This window comes from Rhizomicrobium electricum (assembly GCF_011762045.1).
Classification (GTDB): Bacteria; Pseudomonadota; Alphaproteobacteria; order Micropepsales; family Micropepsaceae; genus Rhizomicrobium; species Rhizomicrobium electricum.
In genome coordinates, this window is record NZ_JAASQS010000003.1 from 224916 (window position 1) to 246462 (window position 21547).

Consider the following 21547-nt stretch of genomic DNA (forward strand, 5'->3'; position numbering starts at 1 on the left):
CATCCCTTCCCGCAGCGATCCTCGCAGCACACCCGGACGCGTTCAGCCGGCCGGCATTTTGATCGTGGTCTTGCTGCCCTTGTAGAGAACGCTCTGGAAATGCGCCGCTTCGCCGTCACCAGCACCGACGCCGTTACCGACCCAGACGACGCGGAATTCGCGGTTCTGAACCATGCCGGGGAATTTGCCCTGACGGGCGCCGAAGGTGAGCGTGTGCGACGCCTCGTTCCATGAAATATCGATGGTGGCGCGTTCGCCCTTCTCGTAGCCCCAGCCGTTGCCGCTGTCGTCATAGAGCGTGAAACGGCCATCGGCGCCGCGATAAACGCGCAACTCGATGGGCTTGCCCTTCTGCGCTTCGGCGTGCCCCACCACAGGCCCCATCGGCAGGATCGAGCCGGCACGGACGTAGAGCGGCAGGACATCCAGCGGCGCATGGGAAACGACGGTGGCTTTGCCCTTGATCCGTTGGCCCGTCCAGAAATCGTACCAGTCGCCCGCACCGGGCAGATAAACGGTGCGATCCGTCGCGCCTTTGCGCACCACCGGCGCCACCATCACGGCGGGGCCGAACATGTACTGATCGGCGATATCGAGCGCGTCGGGATCGGCGCCGAAGTCGAACACCAGCGGACGCATCATGCTGCCGCTCTGGCTGGTGACCTGCCACGCGAGCGAATAGATATAGGGCAACAGGCGATAACGCAGCCGGTCGTATTTCAGCAGGATCGGCTGAACGTCGGCATTGAACTGCCACATCTCCTTAGACTTGCCGGTGCCGTGAGTACGGAACATCGGCGTGAAGGCACCGAACTCGAACCAGCGGGTGAACAGCTCGCCGTAGGCCGGATCCTTGGGATCGCCGGCGAAGAAGCCGCCGATATCGGTGTTCCAGTACGGCAGACCGGCAGCGATGAAATTCAATCCCGCCGGAATCTGGCGGCGGAAGGTTTCCCAGTCGCCGTGAATGTCGCCCGACCAACTGATGGCGCCGTTGCGCTGCTGCCCGGCCCAGGCCGAACGCGTCAGGATGACCGGACGGCGATCGGGGAAGTCGCGGCGATGGCCTTCGAAGACGCCCATGGTGTGATAGAGCGGATAGGCGTTGTAGACCAGCGCACCGGGTCCTTTAGCAGTCTCGACATCGCGCATCTGTCCCCAGGCGCCGCCGAGTTCGGCTTCGGAGGCATCAAGCCACCAGCCGTCGAACCCGTTCTGTCCGAGACGCTTGGAAATCTGGTTCCAGTAGAGATCGCGGCCCTTGCCGAAGGGATCGTACCAGCGGCCGAAGCCGGGCGGATACACGTTGGTGTAGGTTTCGGGATAGAGCTCACCCGCGGCATCGAGCGCTTTGTAATTGTCGGTGTCCTTGTCGAAGCGCGACCACACCGAGACGATGGTGTGAATGTCGAGGGCGTGAATGTCGGCGACCATCTTGGTCGGATCGGGGAAGCGCTTGGGATCGAACTGATGGGCGCCCCACTGCCCGTCCTTCCAGTACTGCCAATCCTGGATGATGCCGTCGATGGGAATGCCGCTGTCGCGATAGCGCTTGGCGACGCCGACGATTTCATCCTGGGTGGCGTAGTGCTCGTAGGATTGCCAGAAGCCCCAGGCCCAGCGCGGCAGCATCGGAGCCTCGCCGGTCAGCTTGCGATAACCCGCAACGATGGTGTCGGCGTTGGTGCCGGTGATGAGATAATAGTCGGTCGCTTGCGCGGCTTCGGATGCGAATTGGAGATTGCCGCCTTCAGCCGGCCGCTGCAGCGAGACGTCGGTCACCGAGGCGTTGTCCCACAGGATGCCCCAACCGCCGCTGGTCAGCAGCATCGGCAGTCCGGTGTCGCCATTGGCCTGCTGCAGATGCACGCCCTGCTTCTGCCAGTCGAGACCACCGGCCGGGTGCTGACCGAGGCCGTAATAATGCAAGCCTGCGCCGAACGGCACGCCGAACGACTGCGTGATGCGATAGAGACCGGCAGCGGCGGACACGGCGGCATTGCCACCTTCCGACACGAAGGGCTTGGCCTCGCCGGACTTGTAGAAGGCGATGCGGCCGTCTTTGCGGGTCACGGTGATCCGCAGCGAGGCGGTGGTGGCGACGATCTCATCGCCGGTCTGCGATACGGCGAAGCTCGCTGGCGCCTTCTTGCCGTTGACGATCAGACTCGGCCGCGGCTCGGCGGCACCTGCGGGCAAGCGGCGGATGCGCAGGATGTTCTCGCCCCACGGCTCGACCAGGGTCGCGCCGCACGCGCTCTGCAGCGTCAGGCTGGCGGCGGACGGCGTCACGGCGGTAACCGCCGGCGAACAGGGGGCTGCCCAGCCGGCGGCAGCCAGCAACGGCAGCAGCGATATGCCTGTGAGGAGCGCTCGCTTGGAATACCGGGTCATTTTCCCTCCGCCGAATTGTCTGATTTTAATTCGATATAGCGCACCTGCGGTCGCCGGAAAAGGCGCGGAGGAAAAACGAAGGGGCGAAGCGGCGACCGACACAGCCGCGCGCTTCGCCCCCCTATGCCTTACAACGTCAGGCTGCAGCGAACTCGTAGAGCACGAGGCTGGCCGGCGCGACCGCGATCGACTTCGCGCCGGTCGCGAACGATCCTTCCACGATCACGACTTGCGGCGCCTTGCCGACGACGTTCTTGGCGTCGAGACCGGACGCCTTGAGCGTCCAGGTCCGGCCCTTCGGCGCAGCGCGGAAGCCGGTGAGATCGAGGTTCAGCGTGCTGGCCTGTTCGCTCGCGTTGACCACCGCCACGACCAGCGCCTTGCGATCCGCAGTAAGCGCGGCCGAAACGTCGACCGGCCACGTCGCGCTGCCGGTGTTGACCTTGGGCTGATCGCCGCCGACCGGATATTTCGGCGTCGGCACCGGAGAATTGCCGCCGACCGCCACCGGGATCTTTCCGAAGTGCTTGATGTAGAGCTGGAACACCCGGCCCGACCCGCTGATTACGGACTTGGTGCGGTCGTAATCGAGCCACGACATACCCATGGTGTAGGCGGCCATGTCGATGAAGTCGGTGCGGCGGAAGAACTCGTGGAAGGTCCGCGCGATGGCGAGACAGCCTTTGTAATCCTGCCCGAAATGATAGGCCCACTCGTCGAAGAAGACCTTGACCTTGCCTTCGTTGAGCTTCGGGAAGCGCTTTTTATACTCTTCCCAGCAGTCGGCCATGGTGGCGACGCGATTGGCCGGCGCCTGCGCCCATTCGACGAGGCTTTGCTTGATGTCCTCGTTCTTGCCGGTGTCGATGTTGAAGTGCTTGTTTTCCGGCGGATAGGCGTGCGTCGCCAGGGCGTCGAACTTGCCCCACGAATTCTTCAGCATGCCGCCGCCCCAATCGCGCTCCGAACCGTAAGCAACGAGGCGGCTGCCGGAATCGATCATCATGCCCTGCCCGGTCGTCATCTCGTCGACGAAGCCGCCCGGCACCACGATGTACACGGTCGGATCGACCTTGCGGATCGCATCGGCAAACAGGTTGTGCTTGATCGAATACTGCTGCAGCGACATGTGGCCGAGCTGCCAGTGGCCGTACATCTCGTTGCCGACGTTCCAGTAATGGACCTTGTACGGATTGGGATGGCCGTTGGCCGCGCGCTTGGCGCCCCATTCGGTGGTGGCCGCACCGTTGACGTATTCGACCAGTTCGGCGCCCGAACGCGGCTCGCCGAAACCGGTATTGATGCACCAATACGGCTCGACGCCGAGAATGTCCTGGCACATCTGGATCAGCTCATCGACGCCGACGTCGTTGGGCTGCGGGAAATTCCACTGCGGATCGATGACCGGCGGACGCTTGTCGGGATCGCCGATCGTGTCTTTCCAGTCGTAGCCGGAAATGAAATTGCCGCCCGGCATACGCAGAATCTTGCAATCCATCTCTTTCATCAGGGCCATCGTGTCGGCCCGGAAGCCCTTGATGTTGTCCGCCGGCATCAGCGAAACGGCGCCGATCTTGAACGTGCCGGTACCCTTGCCGGTGATTTCGAGACGGCCTTCCTTCGTATCGGCCTTGCAGTCGAACTTGAGCGGAACCTTCGCCCATTCCGTGCCGGCCGCAACCTTGACGGTCTGCCGGTCGCCGGCGCCCTTGCCCCAGATCAGGGTGGCGGAGATTTCCGCGCCCGCATCCGCAGCGATCACGACGCGTCCGACATAGCCTTTCTTCGCCAGTGCCAGACCGGACTGGGCGATGCCGCGCGCGCTCTTGCCCGCCAGATGCACGACCGGGCTCTGCGCGCCGACATACGGTGCAGCTGTGTCCATGGTGACGTCGGCATCGGGGCCGAGCGGAACCCACTTGTTGGGTTGGGGCATCATGCGGCGCATGCCGCCTTCCGGCTTGGGCTGCGGCTTGGAGTCGATCGGATAATAGAACTTGCGGTCGTCCAGCACCTCGCTCCAGAAGCTGTAGTTGATGAGATTGCCGATGTGCTCGATGAAGCCGCCGTAGATGAAATCCGGAATTGCCGGAGCGATCTTTCCGGCATCCACGGTTGCGGCGATGACTTTTGCGGCCGCTGCATGTAGCGGCATGGCGCTTGCCAAACCCAGCGCCACCGAGCCCTGGATCGCGCGTCGGCGCGAAATCTGATTGTTCTGTTTTTCCGACATTTTTGGTTTCCTTACCCTGGCAATCCGTTTGTTTCCGCCGTTCGGGTTGTTTGTGACCACAGCGGATCGGCGGACATCAGACCCAATAGTCCGAGCTATTGGGAGTCATTTGTGCGGGCATCGCCCGCAAATTTCAGTGAACAAAAAAAAGGACCGGTGGGGATACCACCGGTCCAGAGAGCATGAAGGGAGAGGATTACAGCTTGAAATGCACACCGGCCGTGAAGCTACGGCCAATGTCGACCACGTCGAGGACCTGATCGCTGAACCGGCCACGCGTGCTGTAGCCGAAGTTCATGAGGTTGCTGGCCTCGAAGTACACATTGATGTTGTCCGTGATGTCGTAGCTGGTGCTGGCGTCGAGTGTCCAACCACCATTCACGAACACAGGTTCCGCACCATACTGCGTGCCGGAGCTCTGGCCCTGGCCGAAGTTGTTGAGGTACGTGTCACGCCAGTTGGCGGCAAAGCGAACCTGGAAGCCGTCCTTGTCATAGAAGGCAACGAAGTTCGCCGAGTCGGCCAGACCGGTGATGGCAAACGCATTGGTCGTCAGGTTGTTCGGGTTATACGGCTTGTCGGACTGCACGATCGTGCCGTTCAACTGGTAGCCGAAGCCCGAGTCGCCAAACATGTGCTGCCACGCCAATTCCATACCATAAACGTTGGCCGTCGGCCCGTTGATGTTCTGGCTGAGCGTGAACTTGGCATAGGTCTGGGTCTGCGGATCGATGACAAGCTGGTTGCCGTTCGTCCCGTCGAGAACCAGCGTGGAAGCGCCGCCGACCACGAAGTTGCTGATGCTCTTGAAGAAGACGTTACCCGCCAAATAGGAGTTCGGCGCGTAGTACCATTCAACCGCCAAGTCGGCGTTGTCGGCCAGGAACGGCAGTTCCTGCGGGTTGCCGCCGGAGACGCCCAGCGCGCCCTTACGACCACCCCAGTTCGAGCGGTTCGGCTTGAGGTCGCCCAGGTTCGGACGAGTGAGGGTGCGCGAAAGGTCGGCGCGCACATGCAGATCGTCGGTGACCTGGAGGTTCAAGTCGAGGTTCGGCAGCAGATATTGATAGGTGTTCTTCTGCGAGGTCTGTTGCGACGGAGCGAAGTCATACGAATACGCCGTTTCGTCGCCAGGGACGATGTGCAGGCCAGTCAGAGGCTGGTCGAGACCCATCGTATTGACGTTGGTGTATTCGTAACGAACGCCCGCACCGATCTTCAGAGGCATACCAGCGAACTTCGTCTCGGTCTGCAACGTCGCGTAGAACGAGAACGTATCTTCGTTGATCTGCTGGAACGAACCGGCGCTGAAGGAGTTGATGCCCTCAGGGCTCATGCCGGTATACGGGAACTTCGTGAAGTTGCAGCAGCCGTAGTTGAAGCCGGGAAGATGCGTCGAGTTACCGGCGCTATCGAACGGCTTGCCGAGGCTGTTGAGGTAATCCCACACTTCAGACTGATAGAACCGGATGAGGTTCGGGATCTTGTTGGACGAATCCCAGCCCGGCATGGCCGGCAGATTGACCTTGCCGTGGAACAGGTTGGTCGGCAGCGCAACGCCGGTCGGATTGTTCGAATCCGGACCATAGCCCGACCACATCTGCCAACGGTTGCTTTCCCACGGACCCCAATAGTTGGTGTGATAATGGTCCGTGATGTAGTTGCCGCCGAATTTCGCGCTGAAGCCGTCTTCTTTCCATTGCAGTTCGGCGCGGACCTGGTTGACGGCATTGCGGTTACGCGAGGCCGACGTGGTGTCGACGTGCGTGCCCATCAGAGTGACGTCGTCAAAACGGGAAATGTCGCCGTTCGGGCCGAGACCCTTGTAGTACGGCAGCGAGTGTCCACCCGGCTGAATGACTTCGAACGTCGTGCCATTGGTACCGCCAGCCGACGACGGGCCATAACCGATGTTCTCGCTCAGGCCGCTCCAGTGGTTGTCCGGGTTGAGCGACGACTGGGCCAAGTCATAGTCCAGCATGAGGGACAGCTTGTCGCTGACTTCATACTTGACGTTGATGCCGAGGTCGTAGGTCTGCTGGATACCGAGGTTGACGTTGTCGTCGAAGTCGGTCGGCGCAGCGCGCGTGAAGTCGACGACCGTGCCGTTCTTCGACGTCTTGACGTTGCGCATTTCATCGCCGTTGTTCCAGATCGCAAATGCAAACTGGTTCTCGTTGATGGAATCGCGCGAATAGTTGCCGTCGACAGTGATCAGCAGCTTTTCGGTCGGCTGGAACTGCAGGGCGATGCGGGCGTTCTTCCGCTCTTCCTGGATCTGGTTGTAGTTGTAGGCCAAGTCCTGGGTGAACCAGATCGGCGTGGAAAGATCCTTGCCGGCCTGGAACGCAGCGTTATCGGCATCCGACTGCTGCTTCGCTGTAGGCGTGGCGACCAGATCCATGATGACCGCACCGGTTTGCGGATCATGAGCAGAGTAAGGCTTACCGGTGGCGGGATTGATGACCGTGGTATGTGTCACGGGATCGATATAGTCCCGCGCCGCATACACAGGCACGTTATGCGGGCACGCCGGTCCGCCAGCGCGCTGGCAGGGATTGATGTGCTGGCCGATCCAGCCCCAGTTACCGACCTGGAACTGCGTGGTGGCGATCTTCGTATAGGCGCCGGCGACGAGAATGCCGACCTTGCCGCCGAAGAAGGTGTCGCTGAACAGGAAGTTGCCGTTCGGCGTCATGCGGCCGTCATTCGGACGGTACTTGGCGGAGATCGCCGCCGTCAGGGTCAGGCCGGGCTTGTCGAACGGATTCGGATACTTGACGTTGATCGTGGCGCCGATGGCGCCCGCCGACAGCGTCGCATCCGGCGACTTGTAGACTTCGAGGGCCTGGACCATATCGGCCGACAGACCGCTGAAGTCGAAGGCGCGGCCGCCAACGCCCGACGGAATCTTGCGGCCGTTGAACAGGGTTTCGTTGAACGACGGGCCCATGCCGCGGACGGTGATCTGTGTCGCTTCACCGGTCGTCGTGGCTGCCATCATCGAGGCGCGCGTGATGGTCACGCCAGGAATACGCTGCAGAGCGGCGGCGAGGTTCGCATCCGGGAACTTGCCGATGTCTTCCATCGAAATGGCGTCGACCAGGCCCTGTGAATCGCGCTTGATGTCCAAGCTGCGCTGCAACGAACCGCGGATACCGGTGACGACCACCGTTTCCATCGATTGCGTGTCTTGCGCAAGCGACGGCACTGCGAACGCGGCCAAGCCAACGCCGCCCAGCAATGCCGCACGCAAGCCGGAACTGAGTTTAGAATTCATACCAAATCCCTCCCTTAGTGGTTTGTGATTGTCGGGCCGCTCGAGTGCAGCGCCGTCAGGGCGCCGTCGACGCTGGATTTCGCGCCTGGAACGCACGGTCATCGGGCCATCGGACATGTGGCCAACCCCCGAAGTGTCCGTCGCCAGAAACGATCCGGCGGCGAAACGGCCAGACATCGGGGATAAACCTGCCGGCGTGTTTTCGAATGTTTCGGCAAATCAAGCCCCCGAAAGCAGCCCTACCGCTCAATAGGTAACGCTACCTTCCAGAACGATATGTAGGAGGCTTTTCGAAGTCTATTGGTCAAATGCCTGTCTTTGCTTGCACATCACTTTTTAAATCAGACATTACCATCAAAGCTACACACATGAATTCTAGAGAAAATTGTCTGTGTTGCGGTTATGCAACAATATAGATTCCCAATACTCAGGCAATTATATAGACGTTTCAGGCGCCCACTTGCCCACATGCAAAAGACACAATTCGGCATTTTTCTGCCGCAATGCTGACATGCGTCTGCCGCCCCCCGGTTCGGGGGAGCAGATACGCGGCCCGCAGGCCTTGTTTAGAGTTTGTAGTGAAGACCAACCGTGAAACGGCGGCCGTAAGCGGCGACGTTGAGCACCTGCTCGGAGAATCGCCCCCGCGTGCTGTAGGTCGCGTTGAGCAGGTTCATGCCCTCCGCGTAGACCGTGAGATCGCGCGAAAGCGCCAAGCCCATGTTCAGCGTCATGTCCCAGGCCGTATCGACGATGACGGGCTCGGCCCCGAACGCCGAGTTCGGCTGCATCTGGCCGAAATGCTCAAGGAAGCTGTCGTGCCAGTTGGCGGAAAGGCGGATCTGAAAGCCGTCCTTGTCGTAGAAGGCCACCATGTTCGCGGAATCGGCCAAGCCCGTGACCGCGAAGTTGCTGGTCGAAATGTCCTTGGGATTGTACGGCCGGTCGGTCCCGACCAGCGTAGCGTTCAACTGGAACCCGAAGCCGCTGTCGTCCAGCACCTGCTGGACCGCGAATTCGACCCCATAGACGTTGGCGGACGGCCCGTTGATGTAGGACGAAACGCGAAATTGGGCGAGACGCCCGGTCGTCGGGTCGTCGACGCCGTTGATCGCGCGCTCGACGGTGGTCGCAATCACGAAGTTGGAGACGTTCTTGAAGAATGCGTCGACCGAAACGTAGGAATTCGGTGCGTTGTACCATTCCCCCGTAACGTCGAAATTGTTCGATACGTAGGGCTTCAGATTGGGATTCTGACCGGTCGCCACCAGCGAGCCGACCCGCTCCGAGGAAGACAGCGTGGTGGCGGGGCTGATGCTGCTCAGCGGCGGCCGCGTCAGCGTGCGCGAGGCATTCAGCCGGATTTGCACTTCGGCCGTCGGACGCATCGTCAGATCGATGTTGGGAAGAAGGTAGACGTATTCGCGCTTGGCACCGACCGGTATCACCGGACCATAGGTGGTCAGGAAAGCCGTATGGTCGGCCGGCATCACCGATAATGAGGTCGGCAGCCGCTCGCGCCCCTCGGAATACAGCTCCGTCCGCTCCAAGCGCAGACCCGCGTGATAGGTGAACGGAACGCCGCCGACCGCCGCATCGCCGGTAACCGTGACGTAGCCGGACAGCGTGTCTTCGAAAATGCGCTGATAACTTGCCGGGTTGCTGACGGCTTCGAACTTGCCGTGGAACGGAGGGTCGCAGCAGCCCCAATTGAACCCCGGAATGGTGGTGGGCGTGACCGGATCACCAAGCCTTTCGAGATAATCGAAGACGGCACGCGGATCGAATTTCAGAATCCGCGGCGGCAGACGATTGTTGCCAGACCAGCCGGGCAGGAAATTCGCCGTGCTGAAGTTCGAGCCGAACAATTCGCCCGGCAGATGGACGCCCGCCGGCAGGCCCGCATTGGGACCGGACACATAGTAATTGTGCGAATCCGGCCCATAACCGGCGTACGCCTGCCAGACGTTGTTGCCGAAGTCGTCGTAGTTTTCCAAGCGCATATGGTTGGCGAGGTAATGAATGCCGGTCGAAACAGCGACGCCCTCGCCTTCCCACTTCGCTTCGAACCGGAACTGCCCCACGGAATTGCGATTTCTCGGCTTGTTCACCACCATCACGTGGGACCCCATGATCGCGGGATCGATGAACCGGCTGGGATCGTCGTTGGGACCGTAGGAGGTATAGTACGGAAGAACATGACCGCCGGTCGCCGAAACGGCGATACCCATGACGGTCCCGTTGATCGGCGACACCGCGCAATCCTGGGCGCAGGACGGCCCATATCCCACATCCGCGGAATACGCACCCTGCCGCTCGCCGGGGTTCTGCGCCGATAACGCCAGATCGCCGTCCGCCTCGAGGGTCCAATGCGAATTGATCTCCCACCGTGCGTTGATGCCGAAGTCGTAGCTCTGCTGCACGGTCTCGTTGACCTGCGAATTGAAATCCGTCGGCGTATTGGTGCGCGTGAAGTCGACGATCGTGCCGTTCTGGCTCGTCTTCACGTTGCGCAATTCGGCGGCGTTGTTCCAAATCGCCACGGCGTATTGCCATTGCTTGAGATCGTTGCGGGCGAAATCGGCGTTCATGGTCAGCAGAACCGAATTCGACGGCGTCCATTGCACCGCAACGCGCCCGTTTTCGCGCACCGCCCAGTTGTCGATCTTATACACACCGTAATCTTGGATGAACCACACGGGGCGAGTGGTGTCGGGTGTCAAGCGGGCTCCGCACGTGCCTCCGCCGGCGAACTGGCAGGCATCTAGGTACACGCCCTCCCATCCCCAGACGGCCACTTCATTGGTGCGGTTCGAGATCTCGTTGTAGGTCGCAGCGACCAGAACGCCCAGCCGGTCGTGCGCGAACGTATCGCTGAACAACACCATGCCGTTGGGCGTGAACCTTCCCGCCTCCGGCGAGTAGGTCGTCGATACCGACGCGGCCGTGCGCAGCCCCGTCCGATCGAACGGCATGGGGTTCTTGATATTGATGATCGCGCCGATGGCGCCTGCGGTCAGCGAAGCATCCGGCGATTTGTGAACATCGACTTCCTGGACCATATCGCCGGCCAGGAGACTGAAGTCGAACGAACGCGTTCCGATGCTGGAGCCGATGTTCCGACCGTCGATCAGAACCACGTTGAAGGTCGGCCCGAAGCCGCGCACGGTGACCTCGGTGGGATCGCCCATCGAGGTATCGATGCCGACCATGCCGATGATGCGGCGGTTCACGTTGACGCCCGGAATCCGCATGATCGCGGCGGCCAGGTTCGACTCGGGAAATTTGCCGATCGTCTCGTTGGTGATGACATCGACCAGCCCGAGGGCGTCGCGTTTGACGTCGAGGTCCCGCTGCCACGATTCCCGGATGCCCGTAATCGTGATGATTTCCCCTTCGAACCATTCCGGAGCGATCTTCTCGGCGGGCTTGGGCGCCGCTTGCGCGACCGCGGGTTTGGCCCTGACGATCAATCCGGTCTTGTCCCACACCGCCTCGAGGTCCGTGCCCGCGATCAGGCGCCGGACGGCCTCTTGCGCCGTCAATACGCCGTCGAGCGCCGGTGCGCGGACGTTGGGAATATCGCCGGGCGAAAACAGGATGTTTGTTTTCGTGACGCGGGCAACCTCGTTGAGGGAGCGCGAAAGCGGCTGCTCGGGGATGTGAAAGGCAAGCGGATCAGCCAGTCCGGCGCGAAAAGCGACGATCCCGAAAAGGACCGCTGCCAGCCAAAACCGCCGTGTTCCTGCTATCGACTTTGCCGCCCCTCTCACGCGACCAGCCCCCTGCGATTGTTATTTTCCGGGTCGCTTATCCAAGCCGTTCGCTCTCATCCCTTTCGTTCGCGCGAAGGAACTTTCGTGAATTGGACCCGGTTGGACTCGACGTTCACGGAAACCGGCAAAAGCTTCGTGACCATCTGGGCAAATGCGACGTTGTCGCCGACCTGGAAGACGCCGCTGATCCGCAAAGGCGCGGCCGCAGGGTCCGTATCGATCTTGACGACGGAATAGCGATTGAGTTCTTTCGCCGCTTCGGCGAGCGTGACGTTTTCGAACACGATCTGGCCGGTCTGCCAAGCCAGTGTGCGCGTCAGATCGGGCCGATCGAGATGCATGCCCGACCGGTGCATCACCAGCCGCTCACCGGGCTTCAGGACACACGGTTTTTCGGCCGGAAGATGCCCGCCAGTGACGGACGCCGATCCTCGGATGAGAACCACGGTCACGTCTTCGCCGTCGCGCGCCACATCGAGCGTCGTGCGCCCGGCAACGATCTTCGCACCGGCGGCATCGACCACGAACGGCCGCTTGTCGTTGGCTACGACATCGAAATTGCAGCGGCCGCACTCGAGTTCGACAAGTCGCGTGCCCCCGTCATAGGCCATGCGCAAACGGGTAGAGGTATCGAGAAACGCCTGCGTGCCGTCGGCAAGGACGACGTGATGCTGTTCGCCGATCCCGGTTTCGTAGACAGCCGCTTCCGCACTGCCCCGGATCATCAATCCGACGCTCGCTGCGGCCATGGCGGCACCGCCCGCCATCATCCATTGCCGTCTCGAAACAAGCTTGGGCACCGGGGGGGCTTCGACCGGACGGCGGCGTGCGCGGCCCAACGTCTCCCATACATCCGTCAGCATCTCGAACGCGGCGACATTCGCCGGATTTTCGGCAAGCCAATCGCGGAACGCTTTTTCGTCGGCGGCCGTCTTGGTGTCCGCCCGCAGGCGGGCGAGCCACACGGCGGCTTCGGCTTGAGCTTCTTCAGGCGACTTCACAGCGGCAGACATTTCACCAGTCCCGAGTCCATTGGGCGAGGAACAGCATCGCCCTAGAGATATGTTTTTCGACTGCGCTCGGACTGATACGATAGTGGGCCGCGATCTGGCGATACGTCATACCGTCAAGCCGGTGCATCAAAAGAATTTCCCGTGTCCGGCTCGGCAGCTTGTCGAGGCCTTCGTTGACCCTGCACAGACGTTCGCGGGCCTCCAATACCTCGTCTGGCAACGGCGCCTCGTCGGGCGCCTGATCCCAGTCCTCACTGCCGGTCAGTCCTCTTACTTTGTCCCGGCGGTGCAGATCGATCGATATGTTCACCGCCGTCTGGACAAGAAAAGCGCGCGGATTCTCAACCGGTTGTTGCGATCGATAGTCCTCTAAACGCACATATGCAGACTGGAGGAGATCCTCCGCCTCCGGATTTCCATGTGTATAGCGCTTTACGAGTCCCAATAGACCGGCCCAATACGCCCGGTCCTGCGTTGCCCTTGCCATCAAGCCTTCCCCGCGGAACCCCTTTTGCTGATTTTTTTCGAGTCATGGGGTTCTCTGTCGCAAACTGTAGCATGGGAGGATTGGACGCCGGACAAAAGAATCTTCACGGGTCATGTGTGGAACATACCTACTCAAACGTCTAATCTTTGTAGTGTTGCATAGGTTTCGCTTAAGCGTCCTGCCGGCCGCGGTAAGCAGCACCAACAACCTGGGAAAAACGTCTTTCTCTGCAGCATTTTACCGGTAACACACGGCCGCTCCAACGCACGTTCCAGCTGTGCGGCGTCTTCCGACAACCAGATTGATGTCCCGACACTTCCGGTAGCAAAAAAATGGGCCCGAGAGGCGGCGTAGAGCCGCCCCCCGGACCAATCCGGCAAATTTGCTTCGGTGTGCTATTCGGGCAACTTAACAGCCTTCGTGGTCGCAAAACTGGCCGACTGATGCGGCACGTCAGCAGCCGGCTGCCCCGATCCGACATCCACCGTGTAGCGGCCCGCCACGACCTGTCGCGTGCCGTCGGCCGCGACGAAACTGAGGTCGCGCGGCGACAGCACGAAGCTGACCGTCTTGCGCTCGCCCGCCTTCAGGCCGATGCGCTCGAAGCCTCGCAAGGCCAGTTTGGGAGCACCCTCGAACGCCGGCGGCGTCAGATAGAGCTCAGCCACTTCCTCGCCGTCGCGCCCACCCGTATTGGCAACTTCGGCAGTAACCTTCAGGCCCTCTTCCGGCGCTCCATTCACCGGCGTCACGGTCACCGGCCCATAGCTGAAAGTCGTGTAACTGAGACCGTACCCAAACGGATAAACCGGCGTGCCCTGGAAGTAGCGATAGGTCCGCCCCTTCATGGAATAGTCGTCGAACGACGGCAGATCGTTGACGGTCGCATAGAAGGTCAACGGCAGCCGGCCGGCCGGATTGGTTTTGCCGGACAAGACATTGGCAATCGCCTGCCCGCCCGCTTCGCCGGAATACCAAGCCTCGACGATGGCCGCGGCGTTCGCTTTCGCCCATTGCAGCGCAATCGGGCTGCCGTTCATCGCCACAACGACCAGCGGCTTGCCGGTGGCCTTGGCCCGCTCCAGCATCGCGCGCTGATCGGCAGGCAATTCGAGCGAGGTCTTGTCGCCGCCCGAAAAGCCCTCGACATGGACATCCATCTCTTCGCCTTCGAGGTCCGATGTCAGGCCGACCACGGCGACGATCACGTCCGCATTGGCGGCAGCCGTCTGAAGCTCGGCGTCGGGCTGATCCGAAATGCGCTTCCACAATAGGTCGGCGTTCGACATGCCATGTGCTTCGGCGGTGATGCGCAACGCGTAGCGCTTGCCCTTTTCGAGCTTCATCTCCACGTACTTAGGCAGCTTGCCGTAACCCGAGCGGTCGATCCTGCCGATCTCTTTGCCGTCCAGCGTCGCGTTCGTCAGCATGCCGTTGAGGCCGATGCGATAGAGACCGGATTCCGGCGGCACCAGATATCCCGTCCACACCACCCGATGATGCTCGGCGATCGCTTTGGTGTCGTATCCGCGCGCCGCGACGTTCGGCTCGATCCGCGTCACCACCGGCTTGGCGGCATACGGCGTGGTGCGGAAGTCGTCGAGAATGCCGTTCCATTCGGTCGCCTTCACGACCGGCGGATGCTTGGCGTTGAAGTATTCGGCCTTGAGGCCCGGCTTGCCGTCGGGTGTCTGCAACGCACTTTGCGGCACGGAATCGCCATCGGTCAGCGAGCGGCCGAACGGCACATGGGTGATCGCCGCTTGCGGCATCGCGCGCTTCAGGCCATCGAGCACCGACACCGGCGTGCCGGTCTGCTGGGCCGAATAATTGCCGCGCAGGACACGCGTAGAGTCCGCCAGCGGGCCGATCACCGCGATCCGCGCATTCGGTGCCAGCGGCAGGGCTTTGTCGTTCTTGAGCAGCACCAAACTTTTTTCGGCGGCCGTAAGCGCCATGGCGGCATGGGCCGGCGTCAGGATGCCCGGCTCGGACCGCGCCGGACCGCGATCCAGTCCGGCAAGATCGCCGGTGCGATAGCGCGCCGCAAACAAGCGCACCAGGGCACGGTCGATGTCGGCGATCGAGATATAGCCGCGCGCCAGCGCCTCCTTGTACCGCTCCGGAAGTCCCGGAACGCCGACCAGCGTGCCGTTGTTGCATTCGTTATCGACGCCCGCCTTGAGCGCGGCAGCCACCGCGGCGGCCTGATCGGGCGCATATTTGTGGGTGTCGGCGATATCCTTCACGGCATCGCAATCGGACACGACGTATCCCTTGAAGCCCCAGGCGCCGCGCAGTCTGTCCTTCATCAACAGATCGCTGGCGCAAGCCGGCTGGCCATCGACGCGGTTGTAGGCGCACATGATCGACTGCGCACCGCCTTCGACGACGGCGGCCCGGAATGCCGGGAGATAGGTATCCTCGATATCGTGTTGCGAGACGAAAACGTTGGCCTGATGGCGCGTCGATTCCGGCCCGCTGTGGACCGCGAAATGCTTCGGCGTCGCGATTACGTCCGGCAGATCGGCATCGGGGCCCTGCATGCCTTGGACATAAGCGACACCCATACGCGCCGTCAGATACGGATCTTCGCCATAAGTTTCCTGCCCGCGGCCCCAGCGGGGATCGCGGAATAAGTTGATGTTGGGCGACCAGGTGTCCAGACCGGTACCGATCTTGCCGAGATGGCCGGTCCGGCGCGCCAGCGCGTGGAGAGCACGGTTTTCCTCGCTGACCACCGCAGCGACGGATTTGACGAACGACGCATCGAAGGTCGCGGCCAAACCGATCGGCTCGGGAAAGTTCGTCGCCGGAACGGTGCCGATGGCGCCATGCAAGGATTCCGTCCACCAGTTGTAAGCGGGGATGCCAAGACGCGGAATGGCCGGCGCGGTGTTGACCAACTGCCCGACCTTTTCGTCCACGGTCATCTTGGCGACGACCGCACCGGCGCGTGCCTCGGCCTCAGCGCGGACGCCCTCCCTCGCAACCGGTCCGGCGCCGGCAGCGCCGACGGTCAAAGCACAAGTAGCCAACAGAAGAGCTGCGAATTTCGACCGGCGCATGGGATTACATCTCCAGTTGCATGCGAGGCGGCAACCATCCGGCCGCCGCCCCTTGCGATTTCAAAACGACGTCAGGGTTCGAGAGCGACCACTGTGACCGACGCGGGCGCCAGCGTGAGCGTCAGCTTGCCGCCGGTTGCCGCGAACGACACCGGCTTCGGGGCCACCGTATTGGGCGCCTCGAAGGTATTGAAGCTGTCGATCTTCGCCGCCGACAGGGTCTCGCCCACCGCCTTGGTCGCTGCCACACCCGGCACCGAGATTTCGAATTCGGCCGGCCGGTTGGGATCGACATTGGTGATGGCGAACCAGATCTTGCCGCTCTTGTCGCGCGCGGCGATGGCATCGACGCGCTGCAGCGAATACTTCTCGAACGAATATTTGCCGGCATCATAGCTGAGCGGAATGGACGTCGCGTCCTGGAACGGCACGTACATCTTGAAGACGTGATAAGTCGGCGTCAGCAGCATCTTCTCCTTGTCGGTCAGGATCATCGCCTGCAGGACGTTGACCATTTGGGCGATGTTGGCCATCCGCACGCGATCGGCATGGCGGGCGAAGATGTTGATGTTGAGCGCGGCCAGCACCGCATCGCGCTGGGTGTTCTGCTGGATCAGGAAGCCCGGATTGGTACCCGGCGCCGCCTTGTACCAGGCGCCCCATTCGTCGACCGTGAGCGAAACCTTCTTCTCCGGATCGTATTTATCCATGATGGCGCCGTGCTTCTTGATCAGGTCGTCCATCCCGACCGTCTCGCTCAGCATCCAGGCATATTCGCGTTCGCCGAAGCCGGTGTCGGGCTGCGCCAGCGGCCAGCCGCCGCCGGTGGTGTAGCTGTGCAGCGACAGGCCTTCGATGTTCCAGGCCCAGCTATGGCCTTTGTAGGCCTTCATCACCGCTTCGGTGTAGGAGGTGTCGCCGGCGTTGGGGCCGACCGCGATGCGCTTCATCGGATCGCCCTTTTCGGTCTGAGCCGGATTGTAGTTCCGCACGAACCGCGAATAGCGCTTCATCTGGCTGACGTAATAGTCCGGGCTCATGCCGCCGCCGCAATCCCAGCTCTCGTTGCCGAGGCCCACGAACGCGACTTTATACGGCTCAGGATGGCCGTTCTTGGCGCGCTCGGCACCGATGGCGTCTTCCTTGCCCGCCGTCATGTATTCCAGCCACTCGGCGGCTTCAGCCGGAGAGCCCGAGCCGATGTTCACCGAAACGTAGGCTTCGGTGCCGATCTGGCCGGCAAAATCGAAAAACTCTTCGGTGCCGAACGTCAGCGGATCGACCACGCCACCCCAATCCGCGTTCATCATCGGCTGGCGTACCGGACCGATGGCGCGACGCCAGTGATAATAGTCGGCGAAGCAGCCGCCCGGCCAGCGCACGTTCGGAACGTGCAACGCCTTGAGCGCCGCCACCACGTCGTTGCGGATGCCGCGTGTATTGGGAATCTTGGAATCCTTACCGACCCAGATGCCTTCGTAGATGCCATGCCCCAGATGCTCGGCGAACTGGCCGAAGATGTTGCGGTCGATGACCGGGCCGGATTTGTTGGCGTCGACCGTGAGTTGCACGGGACGAACGGCGTCCCCGGCCGTTGCGGCTGGTATCAACGCGACGGCGGCGACGGACAGACTGAGCAAAAGGCGGCGCATGGTTTCCTCACTTGGTAACTGGAAAACGGACTGGCGACAGACGCTAGCTCCACACGGCCTTGCCGGCACTGTCGAGGCGAAGCGTCTCGAGCGTGTCGCGATAGCGGATCTTGATTTCACTCGACGGCGGACCTTTGACGGTCAGTGACGAAAGCTCGCCGTTCTGCCACGCCAGCGACAGTTCGGCGCCGCCGCGAACGCGCAGGCCTTCGATGCGGCCGTCGGCCCAAACCTTCGGCAATGCCGGCAGAATGCGCACCTCGCCGCCCCACGACTGCACGATCATCTCGATAATACCGGTGCTGCCGCCGAAATTGCCGTCGATCTGGAACGGCGGATGGGCGTCGAACAGATTGGGATAGGAGCGCAGCGGACTTAAGAGACCTTTGAGCACGCTGTAGGCGCGTTCGCCCTCGCCCATGCGGGCCCAAAGGCAGATGCGCCACGCCGTCGCCCAGCCGGTGGAAAGATCGCCGCGCTTGTTGAGCGTCACCTTGGCCGCCGCGATCAGGTCCGGCGTATCGCGCACGTTGATCTGAGTGCTGGGAAAAACGCCGTAGAGATGCGAGACGTGACGGTGCTGCTGTTCGGGCGCCAGCACGTCCCAATCGTCCAGCCACTCCTGCAACTGGCCCTGGGCGCCGATGCGATCCTTGGGCAGACGCGCGCCCTTATCGGCCAATACCGTTGCGAAGCCGGTATCGGGGTCTTTCGACAAGGCGTGGGCTTCGAGCGTGGCGGCGAAAAGATCGCGCAGAATCTGGCGGTCCATCGCCGGACCGGCGCAGATCGTGACATCCGGATGGTGGGCGTTTTCCGGCGATATCGACGGCGATGTGACGAGGCCGCGGCCCTTCGGGTCTTCCACCAGCGCATCGACAAAGAACAGGCTGGCGCCCTTCATCAACGGATAAAGACGCTTCAGCAGCGCCGGATCGCGCGTGTAATCGTAATGATCCCACAGCGCGGTGCACAGCCATGCCGCCCCCATCGGCCACATGCCCCAGTACGGGCCATCGATCGGCGCCGAGGCGCGCCACAAATCGGTGTTGTGATGGGCGACCCAGCCGCGCGCGCCGTACATCACCTTGGCGGTGTGTGCGCCGGAGACGGCCAGTTCTTCGACCATCCGGATCAGCGGTTCGTAACACTCGGCGAGATTGGCCGGATCGACGGGCCAATAGTTCATCTGAGTGTTGGCGTTGATCGTGTATTTGGAGCCCCACGGCGGATTGAGGCCGTCGTTCCAAATGCCTTGCAGATTGGCCGGCTGCCCGGTGCCGCGCGACGACGAGATCATCAAATAGCGGGCATACTGGACATAGAGCGCGGCAAGGCTTTCGCCATCCCGAACGATGCGCTGGTCGGTGGGAACCGCTTCAGTCGAAGGCTTGCCGAGCGTGATCGAAAAGCGGTCGAACAGACGGCGATGGGCGGCAATGTGGTCCCGGCGCAATGCAGCGTAGCGCTTGGTCAAAGCCGCATTGGTGCGCTGGCGCACCGGGGCAACCGGATCGGCATCGACACGGGCCGGAGACACAAAGCTGGTCGCGGCGGCGATCACAAGCGTCACCGCGCGGGCACCGCGCACGGACAGCACATCGCCTATCGCCTCGATCCGGCCATCGCCTTGGGCCGCAATGCGCACGGCGTATTGCAGACCAGCCGGAATACCGGCGGATTCGATGTTGCGGCCGGTAATCAGCAGCGACTTCGCTCCGTCCGGCGCTACATGCAAATCGGAGGGACGGCCGGCGCGATCGAGATCTTCGCGGAAATTCCAATCCACCGGATCGGTCTTTTCGCGCGTGACGATGCCGTCCTTCGGCCGCCAGTCGTACTCCGCTTTCTTGGGATGGCGATAGCCGACATCGAACGCAAGCTTGGCACCGCCGGTGGCGGTCAGACGAACGACGATGACCTGATCGGGTTCACTGGCGAAAACCTCGCGCGTGATGGTGCCGCCATTTGCCCGGAACGCCGTTTGCGCCACGGCCTCAGACAGATCAAGCGAACGGCGGTAGCCGCCTGCAAAAGAATGACCGACGAAATCGAGCAACACATCGCCGGCGGTGCCGTACGGCATCTGGCTGAGCGGCTTGGCCATCATCGTCTTGGAGGCGAGATCCATCGCGTCCTTGAAACGCTCTTCGGCGATGAGGCGGCGGACCTCCGGCAAGGCGGCGAGCGCATCGGGATTGACGGGATCATACGGCGATCCCGCCCACAAAGTCCCTTCGTTCAGCGTCAGCCGCTCCTGAGCAACACGGCCGAACACCATCGCGGCGACGCGGCCGTTGCCGACCGGCAGCGCCTCGACCCAGCGCTCCGCAGGCCGGTCGTACCAAAGCGCGAGACCGGCGTTCTTCGATTTCGCCGCGGGCCGGACGGATGATGCCGTTGCCGACCCGGCGAGAAGAGATGCGCCCGTGCCCGCCAGGAATGTCCGGCGCCGGATCGAGGTCCGCCCGCATGCTTTCGTCATGATGATCAACCTCCGGCGGTTATTCGCCTGCCAGGTTCTTGCTGAAGAACGGCATCACATGATTTTGCCAGCGATCCGCAACGGCGCTGACATGATCGCCGCTGTAGAGTTCGAAGCTGTTGACGATGCCATAGCTGTCGAGAATGCGATGGAGCTCGGCGGTATCGGTCTTGAGGCCGTCCTGATCGCCGACATCGAGCGCGATGGCTTTGTACTGGCGCAGGTTGGCGATGTACTGGTCCACCATCGCGAGCGGTGCGTTGGCAGCCCATTTGGCCATGATGTCCGGCTGCGGCACGCCGTCCTTGGTCGGCAGATCGATATAAAGCGGCGGCGCCTTCGGATTGGGCGACCAGGCCGCAGCGCTCGCAAACGTGGCGCGGGTGAAGAAATCGAGATCGGCGGAACTGCCGGCCGCCTTGGCCGCTTCCATCTTCTTGGCCATTTCCGCCGGCGGTGCGCCGCGCGCCGACATGCAGCACGGGCTCATGGCGTAGAACACCGAGAACACGTCGGGATGGCGCATAGCGATGCGCGTCGTGCCGTAGCCGCCCATCGAATGGCCCGCGATGCCGCGGCTGAGGCGGTTGGCGATGGTGCGATAGTGGCCGTCGATATAGGCGACGAGATCGCGGGAGATGAAATCCTCCCAATTGCCGGTGGTCGGCGAATTCGAATACATCGAGCCGTTGTGCAGCGTCTGCGCGTTGGCCAGCACTACGATCATTTCGCGCGAACCGGTGGCGAAGGCGCCTTCGATGGTCTGCGGCGTGTGGATTTCGGTCGTCCACTTCTCGTTGCTGATCGAATAGCCGTGCAGCGCATAGAGCACCGGATAGCGGCGTGCCTTGTCCTTGTTGTAGTTCGGCGGCAGGTAGACGATCACGTCACGATCCGGCGAATCGCCTTCGAGATTGCCCTCGAGCGAAACGCCATGGACCTTGATCTTTTCGACGATCACGGGCGCGGCACCGGGCACCGGGGCTGGAACCATCAGCGGCGGACGCGCGGGCTGAGCCGGTTGCCCCTGTTGCGCACCGGCCGTCGAAGCCAATGCCGCAAAAACACTTCCCGCCAACGCGATCTGCCAAATACGCATGTGAAGTCCTCCCCGAACGTCCGCTTGATGCGGCTCTGTCCGGAGATACTACATATGTCT

At 62.1% G+C, this 21547-nt stretch carries 10 protein-coding genes; all 10 read right to left on the reverse strand.

Annotation, left to right across the window (positions count from 1 at the left end):
• Positions 1-42 precede the first annotated feature (42 nt).
• The 10 genes from FHS84_RS06770 to FHS84_RS06815 all read right to left on the reverse strand — a co-directional run bounded on the left by FHS84_RS06770 (position 43) and on the right by FHS84_RS06815 (position 21487).
• Positions 43-2394: a glycoside hydrolase family 31 protein gene (locus FHS84_RS06770; RefSeq protein WP_166932224.1), complete on the reverse strand. Its 2352-nt coding sequence runs from the start codon at positions 2392-2394 to the stop codon at positions 43-45.
• A gap of 136 nt (positions 2395-2530) precedes the next feature.
• Positions 2531-4627 carry an alpha-L-arabinofuranosidase gene (locus FHS84_RS06775; RefSeq protein WP_166932226.1) on the reverse strand — a complete coding sequence of 699 codons (2097 nt, stop codon included), beginning with the start codon at positions 4625-4627 and terminating at the stop codon, positions 2531-2533.
• 196 nt (positions 4628-4823) lie between these two features.
• Positions 4824-7907, reverse strand: a complete 3084-nt coding sequence (locus tag FHS84_RS06780; RefSeq protein ID WP_166932228.1) for a TonB-dependent receptor — start codon at positions 7905-7907, stop codon at positions 4824-4826.
• Between the two features lie 566 nt (positions 7908-8473).
• Positions 8474-11680 carry a TonB-dependent receptor gene (locus tag FHS84_RS06785; RefSeq protein WP_166932232.1) on the reverse strand — a complete coding sequence of 1069 codons (3207 nt, stop codon included), beginning with the start codon at positions 11678-11680 and terminating at the stop codon, positions 8474-8476.
• Positions 11681-11736: 56 nt separating this feature from the next.
• On the reverse strand, positions 11737-12696 hold the full coding sequence (locus FHS84_RS06790) for a FecR family protein (protein WP_166932235.1): 960 nt from the start codon (positions 12694-12696) through the stop codon (positions 11737-11739).
• A 1-nt stretch (position 12697) separates the two neighbouring features.
• Positions 12698-13183 (reverse strand): RNA polymerase sigma factor, encoded by a 486-nt coding sequence (locus tag FHS84_RS06795; protein WP_166932238.1) that lies wholly within the window; start codon positions 13181-13183, stop codon positions 12698-12700.
• Positions 13184-13578: 395 nt separating this feature from the next.
• Positions 13579-16251, reverse strand: coding sequence for a glycoside hydrolase family 3 C-terminal domain-containing protein (locus FHS84_RS06800; RefSeq protein WP_166932241.1), 2673 nt, complete (start codon positions 16249-16251; stop codon positions 13579-13581).
• A gap of 71 nt (positions 16252-16322) precedes the next feature.
• Complete coding sequence (locus FHS84_RS06805; RefSeq protein ID WP_166932244.1) at positions 16323-17903, reverse strand: alpha-N-arabinofuranosidase; 1581 nt, start codon at positions 17901-17903, stop codon at positions 16323-16325.
• Positions 17904-17946: 43 nt separating this feature from the next.
• The gene (locus FHS84_RS06810) at positions 17947-20388 is read right to left on the reverse strand and encodes a glycoside hydrolase family 95 protein (protein WP_166932247.1); all 2442 of its coding nucleotides are present in this window, start codon (positions 20386-20388) and stop codon (positions 17947-17949) included.
• A 19-nt stretch (positions 20389-20407) separates the two neighbouring features.
• Complete coding sequence (locus tag FHS84_RS06815) at positions 20408-21487, reverse strand: alpha/beta hydrolase (protein ID WP_166932249.1); 1080 nt, start codon at positions 21485-21487, stop codon at positions 20408-20410.
• Between the last annotated feature and the right edge of the window lie 60 nt (positions 21488-21547).

What these genes read in the sequence shown, in the direction of transcription:
- FHS84_RS06790 (WP_166932235.1), bottom strand. Translation starts at nt 12,696, where the DNA reads ATGTCTGCCGCTGTGAAGTCGCCTGAAGAAGCTCAAGCCGAAGCCGCC.
- FHS84_RS06815 (WP_166932249.1), bottom strand. Translation starts at nt 21,487, where the DNA reads ATGCGTATTTGGCAGATCGCGTTGGCGGGAAGTGTTTTTGCGGCATTG.
- FHS84_RS06770 (WP_166932224.1), bottom strand. Translation starts at nt 2,394, where the DNA reads ATGACCCGGTATTCCAAGCGAGCGCTCCTCACAGGCATATCGCTGCTG.
- FHS84_RS06795 (WP_166932238.1), bottom strand. Translation starts at nt 13,183, where the DNA reads ATGGCAAGGGCAACGCAGGACCGGGCGTATTGGGCCGGTCTATTGGGA.
- FHS84_RS06775 (WP_166932226.1), bottom strand. Translation starts at nt 4,627, where the DNA reads ATGTCGGAAAAACAGAACAATCAGATTTCGCGCCGACGCGCGATCCAG.
- FHS84_RS06780 (WP_166932228.1), bottom strand. Translation starts at nt 7,907, where the DNA reads ATGAATTCTAAACTCAGTTCCGGCTTGCGTGCGGCATTGCTGGGCGGC.
- FHS84_RS06810 (WP_166932247.1), bottom strand. Translation starts at nt 20,388, where the DNA reads ATGACGAAAGCATGCGGGCGGACCTCGATCCGGCGCCGGACATTCCTG.
- FHS84_RS06805 (WP_166932244.1), bottom strand. Translation starts at nt 17,903, where the DNA reads ATGCGCCGCCTTTTGCTCAGTCTGTCCGTCGCCGCCGTCGCGTTGATA.
- FHS84_RS06800 (WP_166932241.1), bottom strand. Translation starts at nt 16,251, where the DNA reads ATGCGCCGGTCGAAATTCGCAGCTCTTCTGTTGGCTACTTGTGCTTTG.